Below are 19,661 nucleotides of genomic sequence, written 5' to 3'. Positions count from 1 at the left end.
ATGGCTGCGCAGACCTCCCTGAACACCTTGATCGAAGCCATTGCCGGCGCCGTCGTCGACGCGCAGGACCGCATCGAGCAACACCAGATGTCGCACCTCAGCGACTTCTTCGACGAAGACAACCGGCCGAAGAGCGTCGTCATCCGCATGCCGTCCATGCATCCGGATGCCGGCGAGGATGACGAAGACCTCTACCGTGCGCCGATCCTGCCGCTGGTCTCGACCAACGTGCTGCGCATCAAGGAGGTGGAAATCACCTTCGATGCCGACATCGGGCCGCTGATCGAGGGTGATACGCCGGACGACGACTCGACGTCGCAGCCGGGTTGGAAGGGCAAGCCCGCCTCATCGCGACCGCATCTCCGCGTCGATCCGGCCGCTGGCGGCAAGGAAGGCAAGGGTGGCTCGGTGCACGTGATGATTCGTGTGGAAGGCAGCGAACCCACCGACGGTGCGGCACGGCTGATGAACCACCTCTCACAGACCCAGGGGGTCTTCAAGACGTTCAAGCCGGGCGACTGATCCGTCGATCGCGCTGAACCGCGGTGCGCATCCCGCGCGGCGCGTCAAACACCATAAGGAGTCACATCATGGCTGACGAACTCGTCAACATCTCAAGCCAGTTCAAGGGTCTTCCCATCGCCGACCTGATCGGCTCGCCGCTCACCGCGGCGTGCGAAGCCCAGGTCAAGCTTGCCCAGGCCACCGCGGATTTCATCAAGGTCATCGGCTTCCTGCCGCCGGCCGCGAACGATGCCACGGGCGTGGGCGCCACACGTACCGCGAGCTTCAAGTTCAAGCGTCCCGTCGACGACCCGAACGGCACGGGCATCGCCGAAGAAGAGGTCGAGCTGGAAGTGCCGCTGCTGGCCATCGTCAAGGTCCCGAACCTGAGCATCACCACGGTGGACATCACCTTCAACATGGAAGTGAAGTCGTCCTTCAGCCAGACCGAGAAGGATTCCAAGAGCGGCTCCTTCGATGCCTCGATGTCGATCGGCTGGGGCATCTTCAAGGCCACCGCGAAGGTGTCCGGTGCGGTGTCCTCGTCGAAGGAAAGCACCCGTGCGTCGGATAACTCGGCCAAGTACAACGTCGCGGTTCACGCCGAAGACGGTGGCGCGCCGGAAGGCCTGATGCGCGTGCTCGACATCCTGCAGACCGCCTGCGCGCCCCGCAAGATCAGCGCGCCGGTGCCTGTCACGGATACGCCGGCGCTTGCCGGTGGTGGTGCGGCCGCCGGTGGCGGTGCCGCGGCTGGCGGTTAAGCGTTTCGGTTCCAACCCGGATCGCGGCGCCCGCGAGGTCGCCGCGATCCCTTCCCGGAGAGACACAGGATGTTCGACCTGACCGACGTGAAGTTCGTCAAACGCGTGGTTGTCGGTAGCGACAACCCCAACCAGATGAACAGTGAGGCGAAGATCGAGGAAGCGCGTGCGCTGCTCAATCGTTGCCTGACCGATTCGCCGCGCGGCTCCATCATCGCCACGGAAAAGAGCTTCACCATCCTGCAGATCGGCGAGCACCAGGTGGTGCTGCAGTGGATCTGCTACCACGTGGGTTTCCCACGCAAACCCTCCTGGCTGGTCGGGGAGTAGGGCGATGGCCGTCTGCACGTTCGACCAATTGCTGTATGCGCTGCGGGTGTCGGTGGAAGCGGCCAATGAAGCCTTGCGGCGGCGCCGCGCCCTGCACGTCGAGGCAGGCGACACCGATGGCCAGGCCCTGCACGTGGATATCCCGCGTGATCCCGGGCCGGATGCGCCGCTGGAACCGGTCGTGATACCGCTGCGTGCCTTTCGCGATCCCCGCGTACCGCAGGTGACTGAGCTGTCCGTGGCCTTCGACTGCCAGCTGCGCTATGAGCGCGGGCCCTTCGGCGTCGACGAACTGGTGATCGACATGCGGCCGCCAAAGCGCAGCTGGTTCCGGAAAAAACGGGTACATCACATGAGCATCAGTTTTCGCAGTACGGACGCCTGGCAGCCGCGCATCGTCCTCGATGATCGGGTCGTGCACGTGCCGGCCGAGGCGGGGGTGGGGTGATGGACAAGCTTTCGGGGATGCGGGTGTCGGCGCCGTGGGCGAGGGCAGTGCTGGCGTGTGTGGATGAGGTGCCGGCGGGGACATTGCGGCGGCGCCGGAGACGGGTTCTGGGGATGGTGCTTGTGGGGTTGATCGTTGTGGGAGTGGGGGTTGTGGTCCGGGTCTGCCGGGTTGGGGGCTTGGGTTTATTCATTCATTAGGAGGGAGTTTTTATGACTTTGAAGATTGGAAAAGCATCGCCGATGAATCGGCTCCTACAGGGGACGGTCGTGTTGGTGGGGGTCTGCCTGTTTTCCGGGGCGGCGGTGGCAGCGCAGCCGCAGGGGAAGTGGAGCGGGTTGGTGCAGCAGGGCAACTCGGATGTGAGCGCGCAGCTGGCGTTTACGCCGGACAAGGTGGACGTGCATTTCGACGAGCCGTTCTCGTGCAACGTGCCGGCGAAGTTCCTGAAAGATGGGGATGCCGGCGCCGCCGTGTATCGCTTCGGCGTCTCCACGAACGGCGGCAAGTTCTGCCAGGACCTTCAGGGTCGCGATCTGACCTTCAAGCCGGGTAAGGACGGTCGTCTGGCGATCGACTTCCCCTCGGCCAAGACCACCTGGCACGGCGACCTGAAACCGTCGTCGGCGGTTCCGGCGCAACCCTGAGGGAGGTCGCCATCATGGACACCATGCTGCTCTTCACCCGCTTCTGGCTGCTGCTGGCGGCAGTGGGCGGCGCCATCCTTCCGGTGGCGCTCGGTAACGAGGTCTCGCGCAAACGTGCCGTCGTGCAGGTGGTGTGCGGGGCGATGATGGCCATCTTTCTCGCGCCCATGTTGGAACGGCGTTTCCTTCCGGATTCGCCGGCCCAGATCCAGGCCGGCGTTTCCTTCCTGGTCGGCTGTTTCGGACTGCGCCTGACGATGATCGCCCAGCGGTTGATCGACTCGCGAGGCGAAACGCTGGCCAACCGCGTCATCGACCGTATCGCTGGAGGCGACAACCCGTGAACGATGGGCTTTTTTATCTCTATGCCGACCTTTCCTGCAGCGCGGTCATGATGGCCTGCGGGTGTTGGCTGCTGACCGACAGGCATCTGGGTCGGGTGCTACGAGTGTGTCACGCCTTCATCGCGGCGGGAGCGCTGGTGAACGTGCTGGGCATCGTCGCCGACCGGGTTGGCTTTCACGACATCAGCTATGGCCATGTCTGGCCTGGCGAGGTGATGACCAATATCGGGACGGCGGTGCTCATGAGTAAGTGGGTCTGGCGGTCGATGCGTCGTCGCCAGGCTGCGCTCGGCGACGTGGTCTGAGGTCGGGCCGATGTTCTCGCAAGAAGTCCCCGCGTACTATGCGAGCACGTCGGTGACTTCCTAAAGGACAGGTAATGGCATTCAAGAAGCGAGTTGCGCTAAGGCGGGTGTCTGCGTCGCTGATGTTGGCGCTCACTTTTCAAGCCACCGCTGCGGATCTGCCGAAAGACGTCCAGGCTCAGCTACCGAAGGGATTCGAGGTCATGCAGTCCAGGACCGGACCGCAACTTGGCGACCGTCGGGAAAGTCTTCTTGTCGTCGTGCATCAGGCCACCGACACCCGCGAACAGCCGTCGCCGCGTCCGCTCCTCATCTTCGAGCGTCAGGGGGAGGGCGACTTCAAGCTGATCGCGCGAAATGACACCGTCGTTCTTCGGGCCGACCAGGGCGGCCAATGCGATCCGTTCGAGGACGCCGACGAGGGGCTGGCCGTCAAAGGCCTGTACTTCACCGTGGAGAATGCGGTGGCGTGCGGGAGTCACTGGTCGGACTTCGTCACGTTCCGCTACGACGCGAATGCCAGCAGGTGGCTATTCAGTAGCGAGATCCTGACGTCGTCATTCCCTCTTGAAGGCAAGCCCGACAAGACCTCGGTGACACGGGCGAACAAGGCGAGCCCGGTCTCGTTTGCTGATTGGCGGTCCGAGCATTCCCCCTGACGGCGAGAAGGGATAGTGTTGCGGCCAGGATTTTCATAGCCGCAAAGGAAGAGCACCGCATGGCCGACTTCAACAGCTACTTCGCCCCGCTGCTCATGTCGAGGGGTGGGTTCGTCAACGACCCCGCCGATCCGGGTGGTGTCTCGAACAAGGGCATCGACATCGGCAGCTTCCAGCAGTGCGCCCAGCGCCTGCTCAACATCCCGCCGACGCTCGATAACCTGCGCGCGCTGACCGATGCCCAGGCCGCGACGATTTACAAGGCGCTCTACTGGGACAAGGTGCGTGGCGACGAAATCGCCTTTCAACCACTGGCGAATATCGTTTTCGATTTCCAGGTGATTGCCGGTGCGAACGCGTCCCGCTTGCTGCAGCGGGTGTTGAACGGCCTCGGTGCCACGCCGCCGGTAGCAATGAACGGGGAGATCGATGCAGCCACACTCGTTGCCCTGAGGCAGGTCGATGCGGTGGCGGTCTATGCCGCCTTCAAGCAAGGCCGCAAGGACTACTTCAAAGATCTGGTGGCCAAGCGACCGCCGATGAACAAGTTCCTCAAGGGCTGGCTGACCCACACGGACTCGTTTGCCGATTTGCCTGCGACGCCGTAGAGCGTTCGTGGTTGCGGCCCCGGTCCGCCCGGACCGCGTCGGTGTATCGGTCAGTCGGGATTCTGGCTGGCCGGTACTCCGAGCACCGGCTGCGCTTGGCGAAACGCGGCGCTGACCTCGGGGTCCCAGGGAAAGTGGCCGGTCTTCCCGCGGAAGCCCGAAGATAATGAGCTCGGGATACCCATAGCTATGAAACAGCCCCACGGTAAATGAGTAGGCGACATGCTCGCCTTCCGCGAGGATGTGGATGCAATGCCAGCCATGCGCGGCGACATTGTCGACGAGCTTCTGTTCGCTTTTGTCTTCGCCGGCGAGCCGAACCATCGTGTGATTGACCTATGGTCTGTTTGGAAGGGCGGCTGCCCGGGACGGGCGGCGCGCGATCACCGGCGGTCCGGTACGACATGCACGTTCTCGGTTGCCTGCATGCGCTCATAACGGACCTGTGCCCTGTGATCCTTCACCAGCAGGATGACTGACGCGAAGTACATCGCCACCAGCAGGAATGTCACCGGCCCGCGCGTGTTCAACGAGTGCCCGGCCTCGCGCATCCAGCGCGTCAGCCAATAGGTGACGGGGATCGAAAGACAGAAACCGAACATCCATGCAGATCCCCAATGACCGCCTTGCACATCGAACGAGCGCCAGAACAGCACCAGTGGCGACCAGCTGAGCGCCTGGACATTCGGGCCGTCGTCGTTGGCGCGGCTATGCAGGTCGACGGCACCGTCGGTGACAACGTTGATGCCCACGGCGAGTATCGGCATCGCGGCGATGATGAGGAACAGCGGCCAAGGTAGTGGCGCATCGTCGCCTAACCCCAGGGCCATAAGCCCGACGGGGATGGCGAGAAGGTTCAGGAAATTGGTGCGACCCAACCAGGTACTGCCGTTCCAGCGACGCTCCGCCTCGGAATCGCCGAGTCGTTCGTCGGTGGCGAAGCTGGCGTTCACCCGGTTGATATCCCTCTGGTCGAGGTCTTCGATGCCCTCGGCCCAGGTGTCACCCAGGAGCTTCTGCCCAAGCGCGTGCGGTACAAAGATCCGTTGACCCGACTTGTCGTAGAGCCACAGTTCGGTCCCGCGTTGGGAGTCGACGTAGACCTCGCGCGCGCCGCCGATGTCCGAGCGCTCGATGCGGCGCGTGGAGATGGCGTCCTTGATCACCACGGCATCCGGTTCGATCACGATGTGCGACCACAGGCTGTTCACCCCGTAAGCCGCGCAGCCCAGGGCCATCAGGCACAGGCTTACGCCGAAGGCGGAGACGGTCCGGTCGGTGGCCGTCCACCAGTAGTAGACGAAGAAGCCGCAAGCGCCGAGCGCCATCAGGATCAGGATGCAGATAAAGAATTTGACGAAGAGGTCAGGCCGAAGCTCCTCGAAGCGGCCCCTGTTCGCTGGTCCCGTGTGCCTGGCCATGCCCACCCCCATCCCTTGGTGGCCCGATCATACCGACCCGGCCCAAGTTTGCGATAATCCCCGGCTCGTAGACCCACGGAAGCCCCTCTCATGCTGGATCCCGCCCTCCTGCGCGGCAAGCTCGCCGAAACGGCTGAGCGCCTGCGCGCCGCCCGGAACTTCGACCTCGACGTCCCGACGATCGAGCGCCTCGAATCCGAGCGCAAGGCGCTCTCCACCGAGACCCAGGAGCTGCAGAACCTGCGTAATACCCGCTCCAAGGCCATCGGTCAGGCCAAGGGCAAGGGCGAAAGCGTGGACGCGCTCATGGCCGAAGTGGCCGGCATCGGCGACAAGCTCAAGTCCAACGAGCAGGCGCTCGCCGAGGTCCAGGCCAAGCTGGCCGACATCGCCCTGGGTATCCCGAACCTCCCCGACGACTCCGTGCCCATCGGCAAGGACGAGAACGACAACCTGGAGATCCTCCGCTGGGGTCACCCGCGTCCGTTCGACTTCCCGGTGAAGGACCACGTGGACCTGGGCGTCCGTCACGGCTGGCTCGACGGCGAAGCCGGGGCCAAGCTGTCCGGCGCACGCTTCACCGTGCTGCGCGGCCAGCTCGCGCACCTGCACCGCGCGCTCGCCCAGTTCATGCTGGACCTGCACACCACGCGTCACGGCTACCTCGAGCACAACGTGCCGTTGATCGTGAATGCAGCGGCGATGGAAGGCACCAGCCAGTTGCCCAAGTTCGAAGAGGACCTGTTCGGCACGATGGTCGACGAGGTGAAGCGTTACCTCATCCCCACCTCCGAAGTGACGCTGACCAACCTCGTGCGCGAGAGCATCGTCGACGCCGGCGAGCTGCCCATGCGCATGACCGCGCACTCCATGTGCTTCCGCGCCGAAGCCGGCAGCTACGGCCGCGACACCCGCGGCATGATCCGCCAGCACCAGTTCGAGAAGGTCGAGATGGTGCAGATCGCGACCGCCGAGACCAGCTTCGCGCAGCTCGAGGAGATGGTCGGGCATGCCGAGGCCGTGCTACAGGCGCTGAAGCTGCCGTACCGCAAGGTGCAGCTGTGCACGGGCGACATGGGCTTTGCCGCGGCCAAGACCTATGACCTCGAGGTCTGGCTGCCCAGCCAGAACACGTATCGCGAGATCAGCAGTTGCTCGAACTGCACGGACTTCCAGGCGCGCCGCATGTCGGCCCGCTGGCGGAATCCGGCGAGCAACAAGCCGGAGCTGGTGCATACGTTGAACGGCTCGGGGCTGGCCGTGGGCCGGACCCTGGTGGCCGTGATGGAGAACTTCCAGCAGGCCGATGGCTCGATCGAGGTGCCGGACGTGCTGCGGCCGTATATGGCGGGGATTGAGGCGATTGCCTGATCGTCGGGTATGATTGGCGCCGGCCGGGTGCAATGCCTGGCCGGCGCGTTAGAAAAATACGGAGAGATGGCCGAGTGGTTTAAGGCAGCAGTCTTGAAAACTGCCGTAGGTGTGAGCCTACCGTGGGTTCGAATCCCACTCTCTCCGCCAAAATCGTGGAAGCCCGGAAGACCGAACTTCTTGCCCAGCTGAAAGCGGCGGCCTGACCGTCGCGGCAGTTGAGCCGGCCGAACGTGGCCGGCTCAATGCTGGGCATGCCACGCTGAGGCTCACTGGGCTGGCGAGCTATGACAAAGCGGCGTAGATGAATCTTGCGTTTAGCCAACACCATCACGTGGAGACCAACCGCAGCCTCAATAATGCTTGCGCCAAGTGTCGACAGCGCGCACTTCATGACCCGCCCGCAGATCAAGATCGGCCACGCCGACGAGCGATGCGCGCAAGGACTGGGGCTGGCGAGTGTCAGGTTTTTCCTACGCCGATTCGGCAAGACATCAAACGACGTTTTGCGATGACCCCAGACTAAGCACTCGCTGCGGCGGCTCACCTCGAAGCGCTTTGTGGATACGGCCTCTGTGGGCACCCTGAAGTCACACTGTTGCGAAGTACGCCGCCTTCTGTGGCTCTGATCATGTATTTGCCGTGTAGCAGTATCGACTTCTCCACCGATCCATCGGTACTTCGGGAAGCGGTGGGCGGCGTCCCCCGTCCCCATAAATCCTACGTCGCGCGCAGCGTCACCTGCCTGATGCCGGCGCGACGTTACCCTTGTGCGTACCACTGCACGGCGTGCGACGAGTCTTCCACGTCTGCAACCATTCCGTTATCGCGAGACAAGCGTTCGCCAAGGGTCCGTAAGCGATGACAGAGCTACTAACGTCGAGCGCAGCACGGTGTCAGTAAATCGTAAGAAATTGGCTTGACAGGCGCGCATCGATCATATGATGCTCCGGCGGCACGAGAGCGGTCCCACGGTCGAGTATTCTGACGCCGGGCCGCACAATACTTACGAGTCGCGATGCAAAGGAGTTGCAGTGGAGAACGGCGTTCCGTTTCCGTCCGACGAGTTGTTGCAGCGATATGCCGCTCGCGGAGAATCACTGAAGCACAGTATTCCGTGTCTAGAGTGGGACTTTCATGTTCCATGGATTGACGCGATATTGCGACTCAAGGGTGAGCGCAACGCCGTTATCATGGCGCATAACTATCAGGCGCCTGAAATTTTTCATACCGTCGCCGACTTCACTGGCGACTCGCTTGCTTTGGCCCAAGAAGCCTCGCGTGTTACCGCAGACGTTGTCGTTCTGTGCGGCGTTCACTTTATGGCGGAGACGACAAAAGTTCTCGCCCCGGAACGCACGGTGCTGATTCCCGATATGGCGGCAGGATGCTCGCTTGCTTCATCCATCACCGGGGAGGACGTCCGCCGCCTTCGTAAGCAATATCCAGGCGTTCCTGTCGTCACTTACGTCAACACCTCTGCCGAGGTAAAAGCAGAGTCGGACGCATGCTGCACATCGGCCAACGCGTTGCAGGTCGTAGAGGCCATGGGTTCGGACAGGGTGCTATTTCTGCCGGATCGTTTGCTCGGCGCAAACGTCGCAAAGCAAACGTCAGTTGAACTGATCCTTTGGGACGGCGCTTGCGAGGTCCACGAGCGATTCACAGCGACCCAGGTGCGCAATGCGCGTGCCCAGTTCGGTGCGAAGGTTGTGGCGCATCCCGAGTGTTCGCCGGAGGTGGCTAGGGAGGCTGACTTTGTAGGATCGACGTCCGCAATGGCGGCCTGGCTCACTCGGGAAAAGCCTTCCCGGGTTGCCCTCATTACAGAATGCTCGATGGCCGACAATCTCAAGACGGACTTCCCACAGATAGAATTCGTTAAGCCCTGCAACCTTTGTCCCCACATGCAACGCATCACGCTGCCTGGGATTTATCGAGCACTTCGCGACATGGCGCCGGAGGTCATCGTTCCCCGCGACGTCATTCACGGCGCAAAGCGAGCGCTCGACGCCATGCTGGCCATCGGCCGCGGTGAGAAAGTCTAATGCGCGCGGGTGGTAGGCAGCCCGTCGTCGTCGTGGGGAGCGGTGTCGCAGGTCTTACCGTCGCGCTGTCTACAGCGGGGCGCGACGTTCTGATGGTAACTCGTGGTGAGCGCGGCCGAAGTGGTTCGACGCCTTTGGCGCAAGGAGGAATAGCCGCCCCGTGGCACGACCGTGATTCGCCAATGCTCCACGCACGGGATACGGTGAACGCAGGATGCGGAGTGAACAATGATTCCGCTGTTGATGTCCTAACTGATGGCGCGCGGAGCGCCATTGAATGGTTGATTTATCATGGCGTGCAGTTCGATGCCGGTATAGGTGGTCTGGCGCTTTGCCTGGAAGGTGGGCATAGCCTTCCAAGGATCTTACACGCAGGGGGCGATGCGTCAGGAAGGGCGATCGCCGAGGCGCTTACAAGTCGCGCAAGCCATTCCGCGCATATCCAGTGGCGCGAATACACCGAGGTGGCCGGCCTTGTCATGGCGGACGGTTGCGTGCGAGGCGTCTCTCTCACCGGGATAGACGGTCGTACAGAAGTGGTGGAATCCGACGCAGTCGTCCTTGCGACCGGCGGCATGGGGGCGCTCTATCGCTGGAGCAGCAACCCGGCCGAGAGTGATGGGACGGGCCTTGCGCTGGGTATTCTGGCCGGCGCGGAAGTGGCCGACCTTGAATTTGTCCAGTTTCATCCAACGCTCCTGCGGCCACAGAAAGAGACTGTAGGCACGCGCCTGCATCTTGTTAGCGAGGCGGTACGCGGTGCGGGTGGCCGGCTCATCGATAGCAGTAATGCGTTCATTATGGATGGCGTCCACCCATCGCGCGACCTCGCGCCGCGTGACGTCGTTGCCCGTCGGGTGTGGGAGGTTCTCACAGGTGGCGACGACGTGTTCTTAGACGCTCGCTGCGTTGGCGATGAATGGCCCAAGCGGTTCCCTGGAATTTTCGCTGCGTGTATGCAGCACGGCGTCGACCCCAGAGCTACTCCAATACCCGTGGTGCCTGCTCCGCATTTCCACATGGGCGGCCTGCGGACGGATCTTCAGGGTGCAACCAGTGTTTCTGGCTTATACGCAGTGGGTGAGGTTGCGTGCACCGGCGTACATGGGGCCAATCGTCTGGCTAGCAACTCTTTGCTTGAAGGCGTGGTGTTCGGCCGGCGTCTTGGGGCGCGACTCGGTTCGCCGGAAGTCCTTTCGGGCGATGCCTGCGTGACTGGCGACTCTTACGCTGTCTCATCAAAGGGTTTAGCAGACGGTTTAGCTGGTGAGTTTCGCGAGCGCGTCACAGAAGCTTTGGGTCCTGCACGTCATAAGGACGGCATGATTGCGCTGCGCAATTGGATCAACGATGCTCCGGGCGTCTCAGATGCGCGGCAGGCTATTGTGATCAAGGCAATTCTGGACGCTGCTCTTGCTCGATCCGTATCGCTCGGGGCTCACTTCCGGACAGATACGTCGAGACCTGAAAAACACGCAGCTCCAGCTGCCGAGCCGCAAGAACCGCTCCAAGCATCCGAACCGGCATGAACAACAAGCTGGCTATCATATCGGCGATGCTTTTCACCGCGTCTACGGCACTGACCTCGATGGGAAAGGTCACGCTGGACGTGTCGCTGGTCGGGGCCATCGGTAGCTCCGAACTCGCCGCTTTTGCGTTCGTTTTTCCTATCCTTTTTCTACTTATCAGTGTGGCCGGCGGTATTTATGTGGCGACAGCTGCGGCCTTCGCGGGGGAAGGGCGGCTAGACAACGGGCGAGTACGGCGCGGTCCGCTTCTTCAATCGGTGCTCGTCTCGCTCATTTTGGGTGCGTTAGTGGCTGCGGTATTACACGCATGCCTTCCAGTACTGCTAACAGCGATGGGGGCTGCGAACCATTTGGCACAGCTGGGCAGATATTTTTCGATCTGGCTCTGGACCGTTCCTTTGATGTTCGTGTCGGCCAACACCTTTGCGATCATCCGTAATCTCGGGTATTTCAAGACCGCTAGTGCTATCACTTTGGTCGCCACCGCGGTTGGCGCGAGTCTTTCGATTCTGCTCATCCCCGTTCACATGGGAGGCGCCATCTGGGGCGTCGCCGGATCCGCATACTCGACGCTTGCGACAAGTGCGCTGTCAACCACGTTATCGCTTGCGTTCGTTGCGGTCCTTTCTTGCGAGGGCGGTGAGAGCGCGTTCTGGAGCGCATTCGTGGAGATGGCTCAGAGCATTCTCATCATTGGACTTCCTGTTCTGCTGTCCAACATTCTATTGTTCTTATTTCTATCAATGTTGACGCGCGTCTTCTCGGGATTCGGCCAGGACTCCATTGCCGCCTACGGAATCAACGGCCGGGTTGAGCAAATCCTCCTCTACTTTCAAACTGCCTTCGTTACTGTCGCGACACCGACGATAACGCGGCTTTGGGCGAAACACGATAGTGCGAGCATGCTCGTCTTCATCAGAGGTATGGCTTCGCTAATGTTTTGGTTTTCTTTGGTCGGCGCGGTCATCGTATTCGTCGCACGGCACTGGATAGCGGCCATGGCATCGCCAACACCCGAAACCTACAAGATCTGCGTGTTCTTTCTATGCGTTGTTCCCGGAACGATCGGCTTACAGGGTATCTTTATCCTGGCGACGACCGCACTGAACCTGATGAAGAAGCCCGGTCGATCACTGCTCTGGTGCGGTGTCTATTACGGGGTCATTAACGCGCCGCTGCTGCTTGCGTCACAGTCGCTCGGCGACGCGCGTTGGAGCATCAGCGCGCTGGCGTTAGCGACCATTGTGGCGGGGGCGCTTTCCTGGCTATTGATTAGTCGGGAGATAAAGGCGGCCACCGGCTTCATGGATAACCTGATCATGCCAATGAGTAATGAGAGCGCAAAGCTATGACTGCCCGTGCCGATAAGATATTGGTGCTCGATGTGGATGGCGTAGTAGTCCACCCGGGTTCACCATCGCAGCGCTCTAATGTTCCTTGGACGGCGCAGCTCGAACGGGATCTGGGCATTCCGCCGTCAGTCCTTGTTAAGCGATTCTTCGCTCAAGATGCTGGACGTTCCGTGTCATTGATGGAGTCATGCTCAATTGGAGAGATGGCCGTCGAGGATGCACTATCTGCTGTCCTCATTCAGATTGGCTTTAGCGGTGGCGTCGAGACGGTTCTGCAGTATTGGTTCGAGCACGACTCCCATGTCGATCGGAACCTCTTGGCACTCGTCGCGCAACTGCGTGATGAGGTGGGACTGAAATGCTACCTCGCCACCTCTCAGGAGCACCGGCGTGCTTCGTATCTCTGGAATGACCTTGGGCTTAGTAACCATTTCGAGGGCATGTTCTACAGCGCGCGGGTCGGCTTTTCGAAGAAAACGCCCGCGTTCTATCAAGCGGTCGGCGAAACCATTGGCATAAGAGGGGCCGATTCGGTCTACTTCGATGACCGCCCCGAGTTCGTGCAGTATGCGGCGTCCGCGGGCTGGGCTTCGTCGCTGTACGAATCGCCAGCGTGCATTGCCGCACACCCCACCGTTACGCGGTGGCGCTCAGAAGCTCCGCGGCCTAAATTGGGCCTGGGCACCGGCCACAAATAATCACGGACGAATGACACATGGAGCGGCGAACATTCCTCGGCGGAATTGCCTTTGCCTGCTTGCCGATGGCAGCGCCTGCAGTAGTCGCTGTGCCGCCGGCCAAGGCCTCGTTGGACTTATGGCTTGCAGAGCCAGTCGTGGCGCCTGCGGGACCCCGGCAGCCTGGCCGGAAAGGAAATCTTGATCCCGCGCAAGCGGAAGCCTTATTCGGTTTTTTCAATCACATCGGGGACCGCTGGGAATTTCCTGCCAGCCGAGAAAAAAGGCGCGCGCTGTGTGAGGAACTGATACGGATCAAAACGAGCGCGGAACCAAGCTATTGGCGAGAATACACGGAAGCCGCATTGGTTATTGAGGCTCTGCTTCGCGCGCACGAGGGCGCGGCGTATGCCTACGACCGTCTACTCGAGCCTATGGGAGTGGCCGATGCTGTGCCGTCACGCATCGAGCGCGTCAAGCATTTTGTTTCGATCGAGTTCATCCGCTGGTTCATGTCTAAGGACGGATTTGCTCGCTTCGGCTATCGAAACTACCGCGGCTTGATGGCTGGGAGCTTTGCCATGTCCCCGCCGCCCTACAGGCACTTGTAGCACCTGCACACCACCGGCGAGCACAAGATCACCAAGGACGACGACGTTGCCATACGATATTCCCGACCGCTACCCATGCCCTTTCTGTGAGTCCGTCGCCTTGCGCCTGACGCATGTCCGCTTGTTCGAGAACACTCAGGCTATAGCAGAGATCTCGGACTGTGAACGGACCAAGGATGGGGGCGCCATCCTAGTATGGCCGCGACAGCACACCGAGCGAGTCTCACAGCTCACTGACGCACAAGTCACCGGTCTTGCGGAGATGATTTTCTGGGCCTCCTCGAGTTTGCTCCGGGCCTATGGGCCAGTGGCGTTTCACACGTTCTGTTCGGCAGGTGCGATGGTTGGTCAGTCGGAAGCACATGCACATTTCCAAATTCAGCCGCGGTATGACGGTCGTGAGTATTCGTTCGCTGGAGCCGCAGATCTACCGATCATTCCGCTTGCTGAGCGCGAGGCCATGGCGTTGCGCTTACGGAAGCGTCGGGCCAAGCCCGCCCTGGCGAGCGCAGAGCTTTCCGGGATTCGCTTTCGTGCCGCTTCGCTGCCAGAGCCATCGCCTCAAAGCGGAATCGATCCTAGGCTCGTTGTCGATGAGACGGAGGGGTTTATCGCCTATTGTCATCCGCAGTCTCGCGGTCCTGGCGCGGTAGTCATCGTAGCGAAGCGGGCGGTCAGCTGCTTCTTGGAATTTGATAAAAATGAGCGCGCTGAGTTCTTGAAAGTAATCCGTAACGTGGCCGTGCTTGTTGAGGAAGTTTGCGATCCGGACGGGTTGAGTATCTGGTGGGATACCGGCGAAGCCGCCAACCATGCGTTCGATGAATTCATCGCGGAGGTTGTGCCACGTTTCCAGGCTGTTCCGTATGTTCCCGAGTACCGGGAAGATCGCTCTCAAATAGGCGTTGCCTGCGTTGATGAGCTTGTCGCGTTCGTCCTGCGTTGCCGTGCCGTTAGGACGCGTGAGGTGGGCACGCGTTCGCAAGACTTACTTGTTCAAGCATGAAGTCTAGAGAGGGATAAGCGATGATTCTTACAGGCTCGAAAATCAGGGAAGAGGTGCTGGCCGGGAACATCATCATTGATCCCTATACTCCGCGACAGTTAAATCCCAACAGCTATAACTACCGTCTCGGGGACCGGCTAACCTTTCGAGAGGACGGCGGCGCGTATGTGACAACGATGCTTCCGGAAGACGGGTACATTCTTTCACCACACCGAACGTATCTTGGCCACACTCACGAGACGCTCGGCAGCGAGCGGTATGCGATGTCTCTTATTGGTAGGAGTTCTACCGGTCGCCTAGGCCTCTTCTTGCAGGTCTCAGCGGACCTCGGCCACACGGGCTCTATCCATAAGTGGACGTTAGAAATCGTGGCTGCGCGACCAATCATTATTTATCCCGGCATGGTCATCGGCCAGATCTCGTTCTGGGCAAATCTTGGTGAGGTATCGCCCTACAACTCCGGGTACTCGGCGTATTCGCTCCCCGAAATTTCTAAACTGGAGAAGGACCGATGATCCTCACCGGGAATCTAATTAAATCTGAGGTCAGTGAAAATCGCATCGTCATCGAGCCGTTCAATAGCGATCGGGTTACGACGAACTCATATGACTTGACGCTGGGCAGCACCCTCATCGCATACGAGGACGAGATCCTTGATCCGAAGAAGAAGCCGGCCACTCGTGAGATCGCCATTCCCGACGACGGTTACGTCATGCAGCGCGGCGAGTTCCTACTGGGCTGCAGTAATGAGCGGGTAGGCAGTGAACACTACGTGCCTATCATTCACGCCAAGTCGAGCATTGCGCGGCTGGGTCTTTTCATTCACATCACGTCTGGGCTTTTCGATATTGGATGCATCTGCGACGCCACTTTCCACCTCTACGCCACGATGCCTGTGCGGCTCTTCAAAGGTATGCCCATTGCGCAAATCACCTTCTGGAAAACCCTCGGCGAGGTGGCGCTCTACGATGGGAAGTATCAGGGTGATCGAGGGATCGTGCCCTCTCGGATCTATCGCGACTTCTCCATTCAGGAACCAGGCGTTACTGAGGTGATTGGCTAGACCGCGATATAGGCGCGGCGACACGGAAGGGCTAAAACGACTAGAGGTGAATCGGTTGAATAGCGTGAATTATGTAGGCATCGCCATGGTAGCTGGCGTCAACAGGACGTCGTCCGAGGATCGTACGCTTGGGTTTGCACTGTCTAATGATCGAACGGTATGCGTTGTGGAAAGATCTGAGCGTTGCGTAGAAGACGCAGCGCATGGAGAGGACGCCTCAATCGCCGATCGAGCACTGGTGGAATGGGCGAGCTTGCACGCAATGGAGCCGGGATGCATCGTGCCGGTCGGTTGGAACCTTTCAATGATCGATAAAGCATGGCTCCGCGCCGTATTGCCGGGGTTCTCGCTTTACCTTCACCCGCAAGTTGTCGATCTGACGGTCGGCTTCCATCTCCTTGCCGGAGCGCGGACATACCTTGGTGCTTCGCTCGACTATGTCGGGTGGGCTAAGGTGGCGCGAACGGTTGCCAATTACGAGGTGCTCAACCGCCGGGGTGCGCCGGTAGACCCGGCATCGGCAGCCGATGCAGCATCCGTGGCGCTGTTGACCTGGGGGTGGATGAAGAATGTGCTCGCGATGGCCTCTTCGGAAGTTGCCCTCTTCCAGGGAGGAGGCGCTGATGCGCCCTGCGGCTTCGCCGCGACGAGATCTTCATGAGCAGCGTCGTTGTGGTCGGAACAGGGATTGCCGGTGCCATCGTAGCAAAGCGCCTACTTGAAGACTCCGCGGTCGAACACGTCACTATGCTTGATGCGGGTGGTGTCGTTCCCCAGATGGACGGACGCAGATGGATGGATTACCTCACGACCTGGAAGTTGCCCTATGACGGAAATACGGATCGCCGCATGGACTACGACGTCGCGGGCCAACCGCTAGCGTTTGAGGGTGGCCGACTCGTCGTCCGGGGCGGCTCGACCATGCATTGGGGGGATGGGCGTTCCGCTACAAGCCCGAAGATTTTCGGGCATTTTCCAGTGCTGGCCGCGAACTGGACTGGGCTTTTAGTTACGATGATCTTGAGCCCTACTACTGGCGCGCCGAGCAACTGATAGGCGTGGCGGGGGCATCGGCCGACCGTGTGCCTCCCCGGCCGAGTGGCTCCTACCCTTTCGCCGCGCCGGCTATGGTGGCAGGGGATCGGTTGGTCATCGAAGGGCTCGACAAGCTTGGCGTGTCGTATTCGAATTTCCCGGTCGCCCGCTATGCAGACCGGTGCGTTACCACCGGGACCTGCCGGTACTGTCCGGTGGGAGGACGCTATAGTGCCACCCAGACGCTCGATGCGCTGGAGAGGACGCACGGGGCATCGGGTCGCTTTACGATTAGATCGCAGGTGGCAGTGCAGCGAATCGTGGTCGGCCCAGGGCACACTGCACGCGGCGTCGCATATCGGCCGGTGGGTGAAGACGATGTAACCGTACTCGACGCCGATCTGATCATTGTCGCAGCAGGTGCGATCGAAACGCCAAAGATTCTTCTTGCCTCGAAATCCTCGCTAACCCCTGCGGGGCTTGGTAACGCGTCGGGTCACGTCGGACGCCACTTCAAGATTCATCCGATGCTTCACGTTGACGCCAGATTTCGTGGCAACCCGATGCGCGTGCTTCAAGAGCTCGACTTTCCGACTCTGGCGAGCAGGCATTTCGATACTGAACGCGAGCAACGAGACGGAAAGCTTCTCTTTGGCCGCACTTCACGCATGCCGCAGCTTGATATCGAGGGGATGATGGCCGATGGGCGGTCGGCGCGTGATATTGACGCGCTGGTGTCCCAGGGAATGACTTTGACGCTCTCTGGCTTCATCGAGGAATTCGCGAGCGCGCACAGCGCTGTAGGCATCGCGGATGGAATGTCGTCTCACGGGTTGTCTCGCACACGGGTAACGTATGCGCCGTTGGACAATACGTTAGCTATACGGCGGCATCTGGCCACGATGGGGCGGATTCTGGAGGCCGCCGGAGGCGAGGTGATAGACAAGGGCCTCTATCAGCAACGCATCGACCATACGGCTTCAACGACACGTATGAGCAAAGATGCCGCGGTAGGAGTTGTCGATAGCGATTTGCGCGTGCACGGGACCGACAATGTGTACGTCTGCTCAACTTCGGTATTCCCAACGATCTCTGCGACGCCGCCGACACTGACCCTTGCGGCAGTTGCTTTGCGCCTCGGTGACCACTTGGCGGCCCGATTACGAAACTAGCCTAAGGGAGCTGCAGCGAAGCAGCGGGCCATGTTGGCTGCGCCTGCAGGAGAAGCACCAGAACCGTGGAGAGGCGCGCCTCGGCCATTGAGCACTCCGTGTCTATCATCGATACATCGTCGGCGTTTGGCTGAGATTCTGGCGATGTATGAACCTCGCCCTGAGTCAGTCGCGCACACACTTCAGGCGGCGCTTCGACGGGAAGCGAGGAGCTCTTGTGCACGATGCATCGAGGGCGTCTGGTTGTCTGGGTCCCGACGACGCGCGGGGAGTCCATTCTGGCGACCGATCGCCTCCTCCGTGGACACGCGCATGCGCTGGTCCGATCCGTGCCTGGGGTGAGTGCCGTCGGGGTAGGACTGATGAACGACGGGCCCGCCGGATGGGCCGAGTCCGTTGGCGAAGCCTTCAAGGCACTCGAGGCCGGCCTGCGCGGGGGCAAGGACGCCGACGTTTTTCTCTATTCGGACGTTGCCGTGAGCGACAGCGTGCTGCGGGCTGGAAACGTTTTGCGTTACCTGAACTCGCTGCTCGAGCGCATTTCACTCGAACCGGACTTGTTGACGACCCTGGCGACGTACTTCGACCAGGGGCAGCATCGCAAGCTCACGTCGGCAGCGCTGGGTATCCATCCGAACACGCTCAACTACCGGCTCGAGAGGGTGGAATCGATATTGGGCGCCCGTCTAGACGAGGCCGGGTGGATATCGCGTCTTGACGTTGCCGTACGCCTCAGGCGGCTGAGCCACATCCGGGAAGTCTGATCTGACAGGAGCGCGGCACCTTGAAAATCACAATGGTCATCTCGACCGCGATTGAGCAAGACTGCGGCCTAGTCTTCGATCTTCTCACCGACCTGCGGCAGTACGGCCTGTGGCTTCGCCGTTCCGGTGTCTTCAGGGGCACAACAGCCATTGCGCCCGGACCGATAGGCGTTGGAACAACGTATGTCGAATCAAGTCTGTGGGGTACACGGCACGGCATCATCAATGCCCTGGAACGGCCTGCACTGGTCAGCTATAGACAGCCGATGGCCTTGCGTCCTCGCTGGCTTGGCACGGTCGACGTCCGGATCAACGACACATTGGCGACGGTCGAGGGCGTCACGCTCCTTACCCGAAGCATTCGGCTGACGTTCTTTGGCCCGGTCCGGTTCATCAAGCAGGCTGTGGCTTTGGCGTTTCAGCGCGAAATTGTCAGGACCCAATCCGCTTTGAAAGAGTATGCCGAGTCGCTTGCGCCCAGCACCCCGCGCAATATGTGACGAACCTGCGCAACGGTGCGCAAGATAGTCCAATCACGAAAGCGGATTGTATTCCCCGGTGGCAACCTCCGAGGAATTGGGGGAAGGGCGACCTTAGATAGCACAGCGTCGTCTCGTTCTGGGGCGACATCAACCTATGTGGAGATTGCGTCATGTCCAATAAAAAGTCGGCTTTTGTGTTCGGTGCCCTGCTTGTCGCAGCCGTTGCCGGTCCGTCCATGGCCGCGGAAAAGCAGCTCACCCAGGCTGACCGCGAGGCCCTGAAGGCCGAGCACACCGCGCTGGTCAAGGCAGGCAAGGTTGAGCCGTGTTTCGGCGCCGCGCTCAAGGGCAAGAATGACTGCTACGCGGGCGCAGGTACCACGTGCGCCGGCACCAGCACGAAGGACTACCAGGGCAACGCGTTCAAACTCGTGCCGACGGGCACTTGCGTGTCGATCAACACTCCCGACGGCCCCGGCAGTCTGACGCCGAAGGCCTAATCGTCCTCACCGGGCGGCTCG

General features: G+C 60.8%; 24 protein-coding genes, 1 tRNA gene and 3 pseudogenes. 26 read left to right on the top strand and 2 right to left on the bottom strand.

Annotated elements, in window-relative coordinates; all coding sequences use genetic code 11:
* From BJI69_RS20170 to BJI69_RS20125, 10 genes and pseudogenes are all read left to right on the top strand, one after another.
* Positions 1-423 (top strand): annotated as a pseudogene (locus BJI69_RS20170) (DUF2589 domain-containing protein); the annotation flags it as partial.
* Positions 406-522, top strand: a pseudogene (locus BJI69_RS23210) (DUF2589 domain-containing protein); the annotation flags it as partial. The pseudogenes BJI69_RS20170 and BJI69_RS23210, both read left to right, overlap by 18 nt.
* Positions 523-590: 68 nt before the next feature.
* The gene (locus tag BJI69_RS20165; protein WP_046969268.1) at positions 591-1,268 is read left to right on the top strand and encodes a DUF2589 domain-containing protein; all 678 of its coding nucleotides are present in this window, start codon (positions 591-593) and stop codon (positions 1,266-1,268) included.
* A gap of 69 nt (positions 1,269-1,337) precedes the next feature.
* Positions 1,338-1,598 carry a hypothetical protein gene (locus BJI69_RS20160; protein WP_046969269.1) on the top strand — a complete coding sequence of 87 codons (261 nt, stop codon included), beginning with the start codon at positions 1,338-1,340 and terminating at the stop codon, positions 1,596-1,598.
* 4 nt (positions 1,599-1,602) lie between these two features.
* A complete protein-coding gene (locus BJI69_RS20155) occupies positions 1,603-2,046 on the top strand; it encodes a hypothetical protein (protein ID WP_046969270.1) in 444 nt (147 codons plus the stop codon).
* A 242-nt stretch (positions 2,047-2,288) separates the two neighbouring features.
* A complete protein-coding gene (locus BJI69_RS20145) occupies positions 2,289-2,693 on the top strand; it encodes a hypothetical protein (protein WP_125903145.1) in 405 nt (134 codons plus the stop codon).
* Positions 2,694-2,707: 14 nt separating this feature from the next.
* Positions 2,708-3,037 carry a hypothetical protein gene (locus BJI69_RS20140; protein WP_046967419.1) on the top strand — a complete coding sequence of 110 codons (330 nt, stop codon included), beginning with the start codon at positions 2,708-2,710 and terminating at the stop codon, positions 3,035-3,037.
* The gene (locus BJI69_RS20135) at positions 3,034-3,342 is read left to right on the top strand and encodes a hypothetical protein (RefSeq protein WP_046967420.1); all 309 of its coding nucleotides are present in this window, start codon (positions 3,034-3,036) and stop codon (positions 3,340-3,342) included. The genes BJI69_RS20140 and BJI69_RS20135 overlap by 4 nt, the downstream gene beginning before the upstream one ends.
* Before the next feature lie 74 nt (positions 3,343-3,416).
* Entirely contained in the window at positions 3,417-4,001 is a 585-nt protein-coding gene (locus tag BJI69_RS20130; protein ID WP_125903144.1) for a hypothetical protein, read from the top strand.
* A 59-nt stretch (positions 4,002-4,060) separates the two neighbouring features.
* On the top strand, positions 4,061-4,609 hold the full coding sequence (locus BJI69_RS20125) for a glycoside hydrolase family 108 protein (protein WP_046967421.1): 549 nt from the start codon (positions 4,061-4,063) through the stop codon (positions 4,607-4,609).
* 201 nt (positions 4,610-4,810) lie between these two features.
* Here BJI69_RS20125 and BJI69_RS20120 read toward each other — a convergent pair.
* Together BJI69_RS20120 and BJI69_RS20115 are read right to left on the bottom strand one after the other, a co-directional pair.
* A pseudogene (locus BJI69_RS20120) lies at positions 4,811-4,933 on the bottom strand (DUF4262 domain-containing protein); the annotation flags it as partial.
* A 59-nt stretch (positions 4,934-4,992) separates the two neighbouring features.
* Positions 4,993-6,030 carry a hypothetical protein gene (locus tag BJI69_RS20115; RefSeq protein WP_046967422.1) on the bottom strand — a complete coding sequence of 346 codons (1,038 nt, stop codon included), beginning with the start codon at positions 6,028-6,030 and terminating at the stop codon, positions 4,993-4,995.
* Between the two features lie 90 nt (positions 6,031-6,120).
* On the opposite strand from BJI69_RS20115, the gene serS reads away from it, so the two are divergent.
* From serS to BJI69_RS20035, 16 genes are all read left to right on the top strand, one after another.
* Positions 6,121-7,401, top strand: a complete 1,281-nt coding sequence (gene serS / locus BJI69_RS20110) for a serine--tRNA ligase (protein WP_046967423.1) — start codon at positions 6,121-6,123, stop codon at positions 7,399-7,401.
* Between the two features lie 60 nt (positions 7,402-7,461).
* Positions 7,462-7,551: transfer RNA gene (locus BJI69_RS20105), tRNA-Ser, on the top strand.
* Positions 7,552-8,435: 884 nt separating this feature from the next.
* Positions 8,436-9,449, top strand: a complete 1,014-nt coding sequence (gene nadA, locus BJI69_RS20100) for a quinolinate synthase NadA (RefSeq protein WP_046967424.1) — start codon at positions 8,436-8,438, stop codon at positions 9,447-9,449.
* Positions 9,449-10,978, top strand: a complete 1,530-nt coding sequence (locus tag BJI69_RS20095) for an L-aspartate oxidase (RefSeq protein WP_071925046.1) — start codon at positions 9,449-9,451, stop codon at positions 10,976-10,978. Before nadA ends, BJI69_RS20095 begins: the two co-directional genes overlap by 1 nt.
* Entirely contained in the window at positions 10,975-12,330 is a 1,356-nt protein-coding gene (locus BJI69_RS20090) for an MATE family efflux transporter (protein ID WP_046967426.1), read from the top strand. Before BJI69_RS20095 ends, BJI69_RS20090 begins: the two co-directional genes overlap by 4 nt.
* Positions 12,327-13,028: an HAD family hydrolase gene (locus tag BJI69_RS20085; RefSeq protein WP_125903143.1), complete on the top strand. Its 702-nt coding sequence runs from the start codon at positions 12,327-12,329 to the stop codon at positions 13,026-13,028. The genes BJI69_RS20090 and BJI69_RS20085 overlap by 4 nt, the downstream gene beginning before the upstream one ends.
* Before the next feature lie 17 nt (positions 13,029-13,045).
* Positions 13,046-13,618 carry a hypothetical protein gene (locus BJI69_RS22420; protein ID WP_125903142.1) on the top strand — a complete coding sequence of 191 codons (573 nt, stop codon included), beginning with the start codon at positions 13,046-13,048 and terminating at the stop codon, positions 13,616-13,618.
* 262 nt (positions 13,619-13,880) lie between these two features.
* Positions 13,881-14,624: a hypothetical protein gene (locus BJI69_RS20075; RefSeq protein ID WP_125903141.1), complete on the top strand. Its 744-nt coding sequence runs from the start codon at positions 13,881-13,883 to the stop codon at positions 14,622-14,624.
* Between the two features lie 20 nt (positions 14,625-14,644).
* Entirely contained in the window at positions 14,645-15,139 is a 495-nt protein-coding gene (locus BJI69_RS20070; protein ID WP_046967429.1) for a dCTP deaminase, read from the top strand.
* A complete protein-coding gene (gene dcd, locus BJI69_RS20065; RefSeq protein WP_046967430.1) occupies positions 15,136-15,687 on the top strand; it encodes a dCTP deaminase in 552 nt (183 codons plus the stop codon). Before BJI69_RS20070 ends, dcd begins: the two co-directional genes overlap by 4 nt.
* A gap of 304 nt (positions 15,688-15,991) precedes the next feature.
* Positions 15,992-16,348, top strand: a complete 357-nt coding sequence (locus tag BJI69_RS20060) for a hypothetical protein (RefSeq protein ID WP_046967431.1) — start codon at positions 15,992-15,994, stop codon at positions 16,346-16,348.
* Positions 16,345-16,740 carry a hypothetical protein gene (locus BJI69_RS20055; RefSeq protein WP_071925045.1) on the top strand — a complete coding sequence of 132 codons (396 nt, stop codon included), beginning with the start codon at positions 16,345-16,347 and terminating at the stop codon, positions 16,738-16,740. The genes BJI69_RS20060 and BJI69_RS20055 overlap by 4 nt, the downstream gene beginning before the upstream one ends.
* A gap of 74 nt (positions 16,741-16,814) precedes the next feature.
* Complete coding sequence (locus BJI69_RS20050) at positions 16,815-17,894, top strand: GMC oxidoreductase (protein WP_071925044.1); 1,080 nt, start codon at positions 16,815-16,817, stop codon at positions 17,892-17,894.
* Positions 17,895-18,118: 224 nt separating this feature from the next.
* Positions 18,119-18,658, top strand: coding sequence for a PucR family transcriptional regulator (locus BJI69_RS20045; protein ID WP_052767139.1), 540 nt, complete (start codon positions 18,119-18,121; stop codon positions 18,656-18,658).
* 20 nt (positions 18,659-18,678) lie between these two features.
* Positions 18,679-19,158, top strand: a complete 480-nt coding sequence (locus BJI69_RS20040) for an SRPBCC family protein (protein WP_125903140.1) — start codon at positions 18,679-18,681, stop codon at positions 19,156-19,158.
* A 152-nt stretch (positions 19,159-19,310) separates the two neighbouring features.
* Positions 19,311-19,640: a BufA1 family periplasmic bufferin-type metallophore gene (locus BJI69_RS20035; RefSeq protein WP_046967434.1), complete on the top strand. Its 330-nt coding sequence runs from the start codon at positions 19,311-19,313 to the stop codon at positions 19,638-19,640.
* Positions 19,641-19,661: the final 21 nt, after the last annotated feature.

Source organism: Luteibacter rhizovicinus DSM 16549 (assembly GCF_001887595.1).
Taxonomy (GTDB): Bacteria; Pseudomonadota; Gammaproteobacteria; order Xanthomonadales; family Rhodanobacteraceae; genus Luteibacter; species Luteibacter rhizovicinus.
The sequence above is the reverse complement of the archived record's forward strand: the minus strand, read 5'-3'. Positions and strand labels throughout refer to the sequence as shown.

What these genes read in the sequence shown, in the direction of transcription:
- BJI69_RS20165 (WP_046969268.1), top strand. Translation starts at nt 591, where the DNA reads ATGGCTGACGAACTCGTCAACATCTCAAGCCAGTTCAAGGGTCTTCCC.
- BJI69_RS20160 (WP_046969269.1), top strand. Translation starts at nt 1,338, where the DNA reads ATGTTCGACCTGACCGACGTGAAGTTCGTCAAACGCGTGGTTGTCGGT.
- BJI69_RS20155 (WP_046969270.1), top strand. Translation starts at nt 1,603, where the DNA reads ATGGCCGTCTGCACGTTCGACCAATTGCTGTATGCGCTGCGGGTGTCG.
- BJI69_RS20145 (WP_125903145.1), top strand. Translation starts at nt 2,289, where the DNA reads ATGAATCGGCTCCTACAGGGGACGGTCGTGTTGGTGGGGGTCTGCCTG.
- BJI69_RS20140 (WP_046967419.1), top strand. Translation starts at nt 2,708, where the DNA reads ATGGACACCATGCTGCTCTTCACCCGCTTCTGGCTGCTGCTGGCGGCA.
- BJI69_RS20130 (WP_125903144.1), top strand. Translation starts at nt 3,417, where the DNA reads ATGGCATTCAAGAAGCGAGTTGCGCTAAGGCGGGTGTCTGCGTCGCTG.
- BJI69_RS20125 (WP_046967421.1), top strand. Translation starts at nt 4,061, where the DNA reads ATGGCCGACTTCAACAGCTACTTCGCCCCGCTGCTCATGTCGAGGGGT.
- BJI69_RS20115 (WP_046967422.1), bottom strand. Translation starts at nt 6,030, where the DNA reads ATGGCCAGGCACACGGGACCAGCGAACAGGGGCCGCTTCGAGGAGCTT.
- serS (WP_046967423.1), top strand. Translation starts at nt 6,121, where the DNA reads ATGCTGGATCCCGCCCTCCTGCGCGGCAAGCTCGCCGAAACGGCTGAG.
- BJI69_RS20095 (WP_071925046.1), top strand. Translation starts at nt 9,449, where the DNA reads ATGCGCGCGGGTGGTAGGCAGCCCGTCGTCGTCGTGGGGAGCGGTGTC.
- BJI69_RS20090 (WP_046967426.1), top strand. Translation starts at nt 10,975, where the DNA reads ATGAACAACAAGCTGGCTATCATATCGGCGATGCTTTTCACCGCGTCT.
- BJI69_RS20085 (WP_125903143.1), top strand. Translation starts at nt 12,327, where the DNA reads ATGACTGCCCGTGCCGATAAGATATTGGTGCTCGATGTGGATGGCGTA.
- BJI69_RS22420 (WP_125903142.1), top strand. Translation starts at nt 13,046, where the DNA reads ATGGAGCGGCGAACATTCCTCGGCGGAATTGCCTTTGCCTGCTTGCCG.
- BJI69_RS20075 (WP_125903141.1), top strand. Translation starts at nt 13,881, where the DNA reads ATGATTTTCTGGGCCTCCTCGAGTTTGCTCCGGGCCTATGGGCCAGTG.
- BJI69_RS20070 (WP_046967429.1), top strand. Translation starts at nt 14,645, where the DNA reads ATGATTCTTACAGGCTCGAAAATCAGGGAAGAGGTGCTGGCCGGGAAC.
- dcd (WP_046967430.1), top strand. Translation starts at nt 15,136, where the DNA reads ATGATCCTCACCGGGAATCTAATTAAATCTGAGGTCAGTGAAAATCGC.
- BJI69_RS20060 (WP_046967431.1), top strand. Translation starts at nt 15,992, where the DNA reads ATGATCGATAAAGCATGGCTCCGCGCCGTATTGCCGGGGTTCTCGCTT.
- BJI69_RS20055 (WP_071925045.1), top strand. Translation starts at nt 16,345, where the DNA reads ATGAGCAGCGTCGTTGTGGTCGGAACAGGGATTGCCGGTGCCATCGTA.
- BJI69_RS20050 (WP_071925044.1), top strand. Translation starts at nt 16,815, where the DNA reads ATGGTGGCAGGGGATCGGTTGGTCATCGAAGGGCTCGACAAGCTTGGC.
- BJI69_RS20045 (WP_052767139.1), top strand. Translation starts at nt 18,119, where the DNA reads ATGCATCGAGGGCGTCTGGTTGTCTGGGTCCCGACGACGCGCGGGGAG.
- BJI69_RS20035 (WP_046967434.1), top strand. Translation starts at nt 19,311, where the DNA reads ATGTCCAATAAAAAGTCGGCTTTTGTGTTCGGTGCCCTGCTTGTCGCA.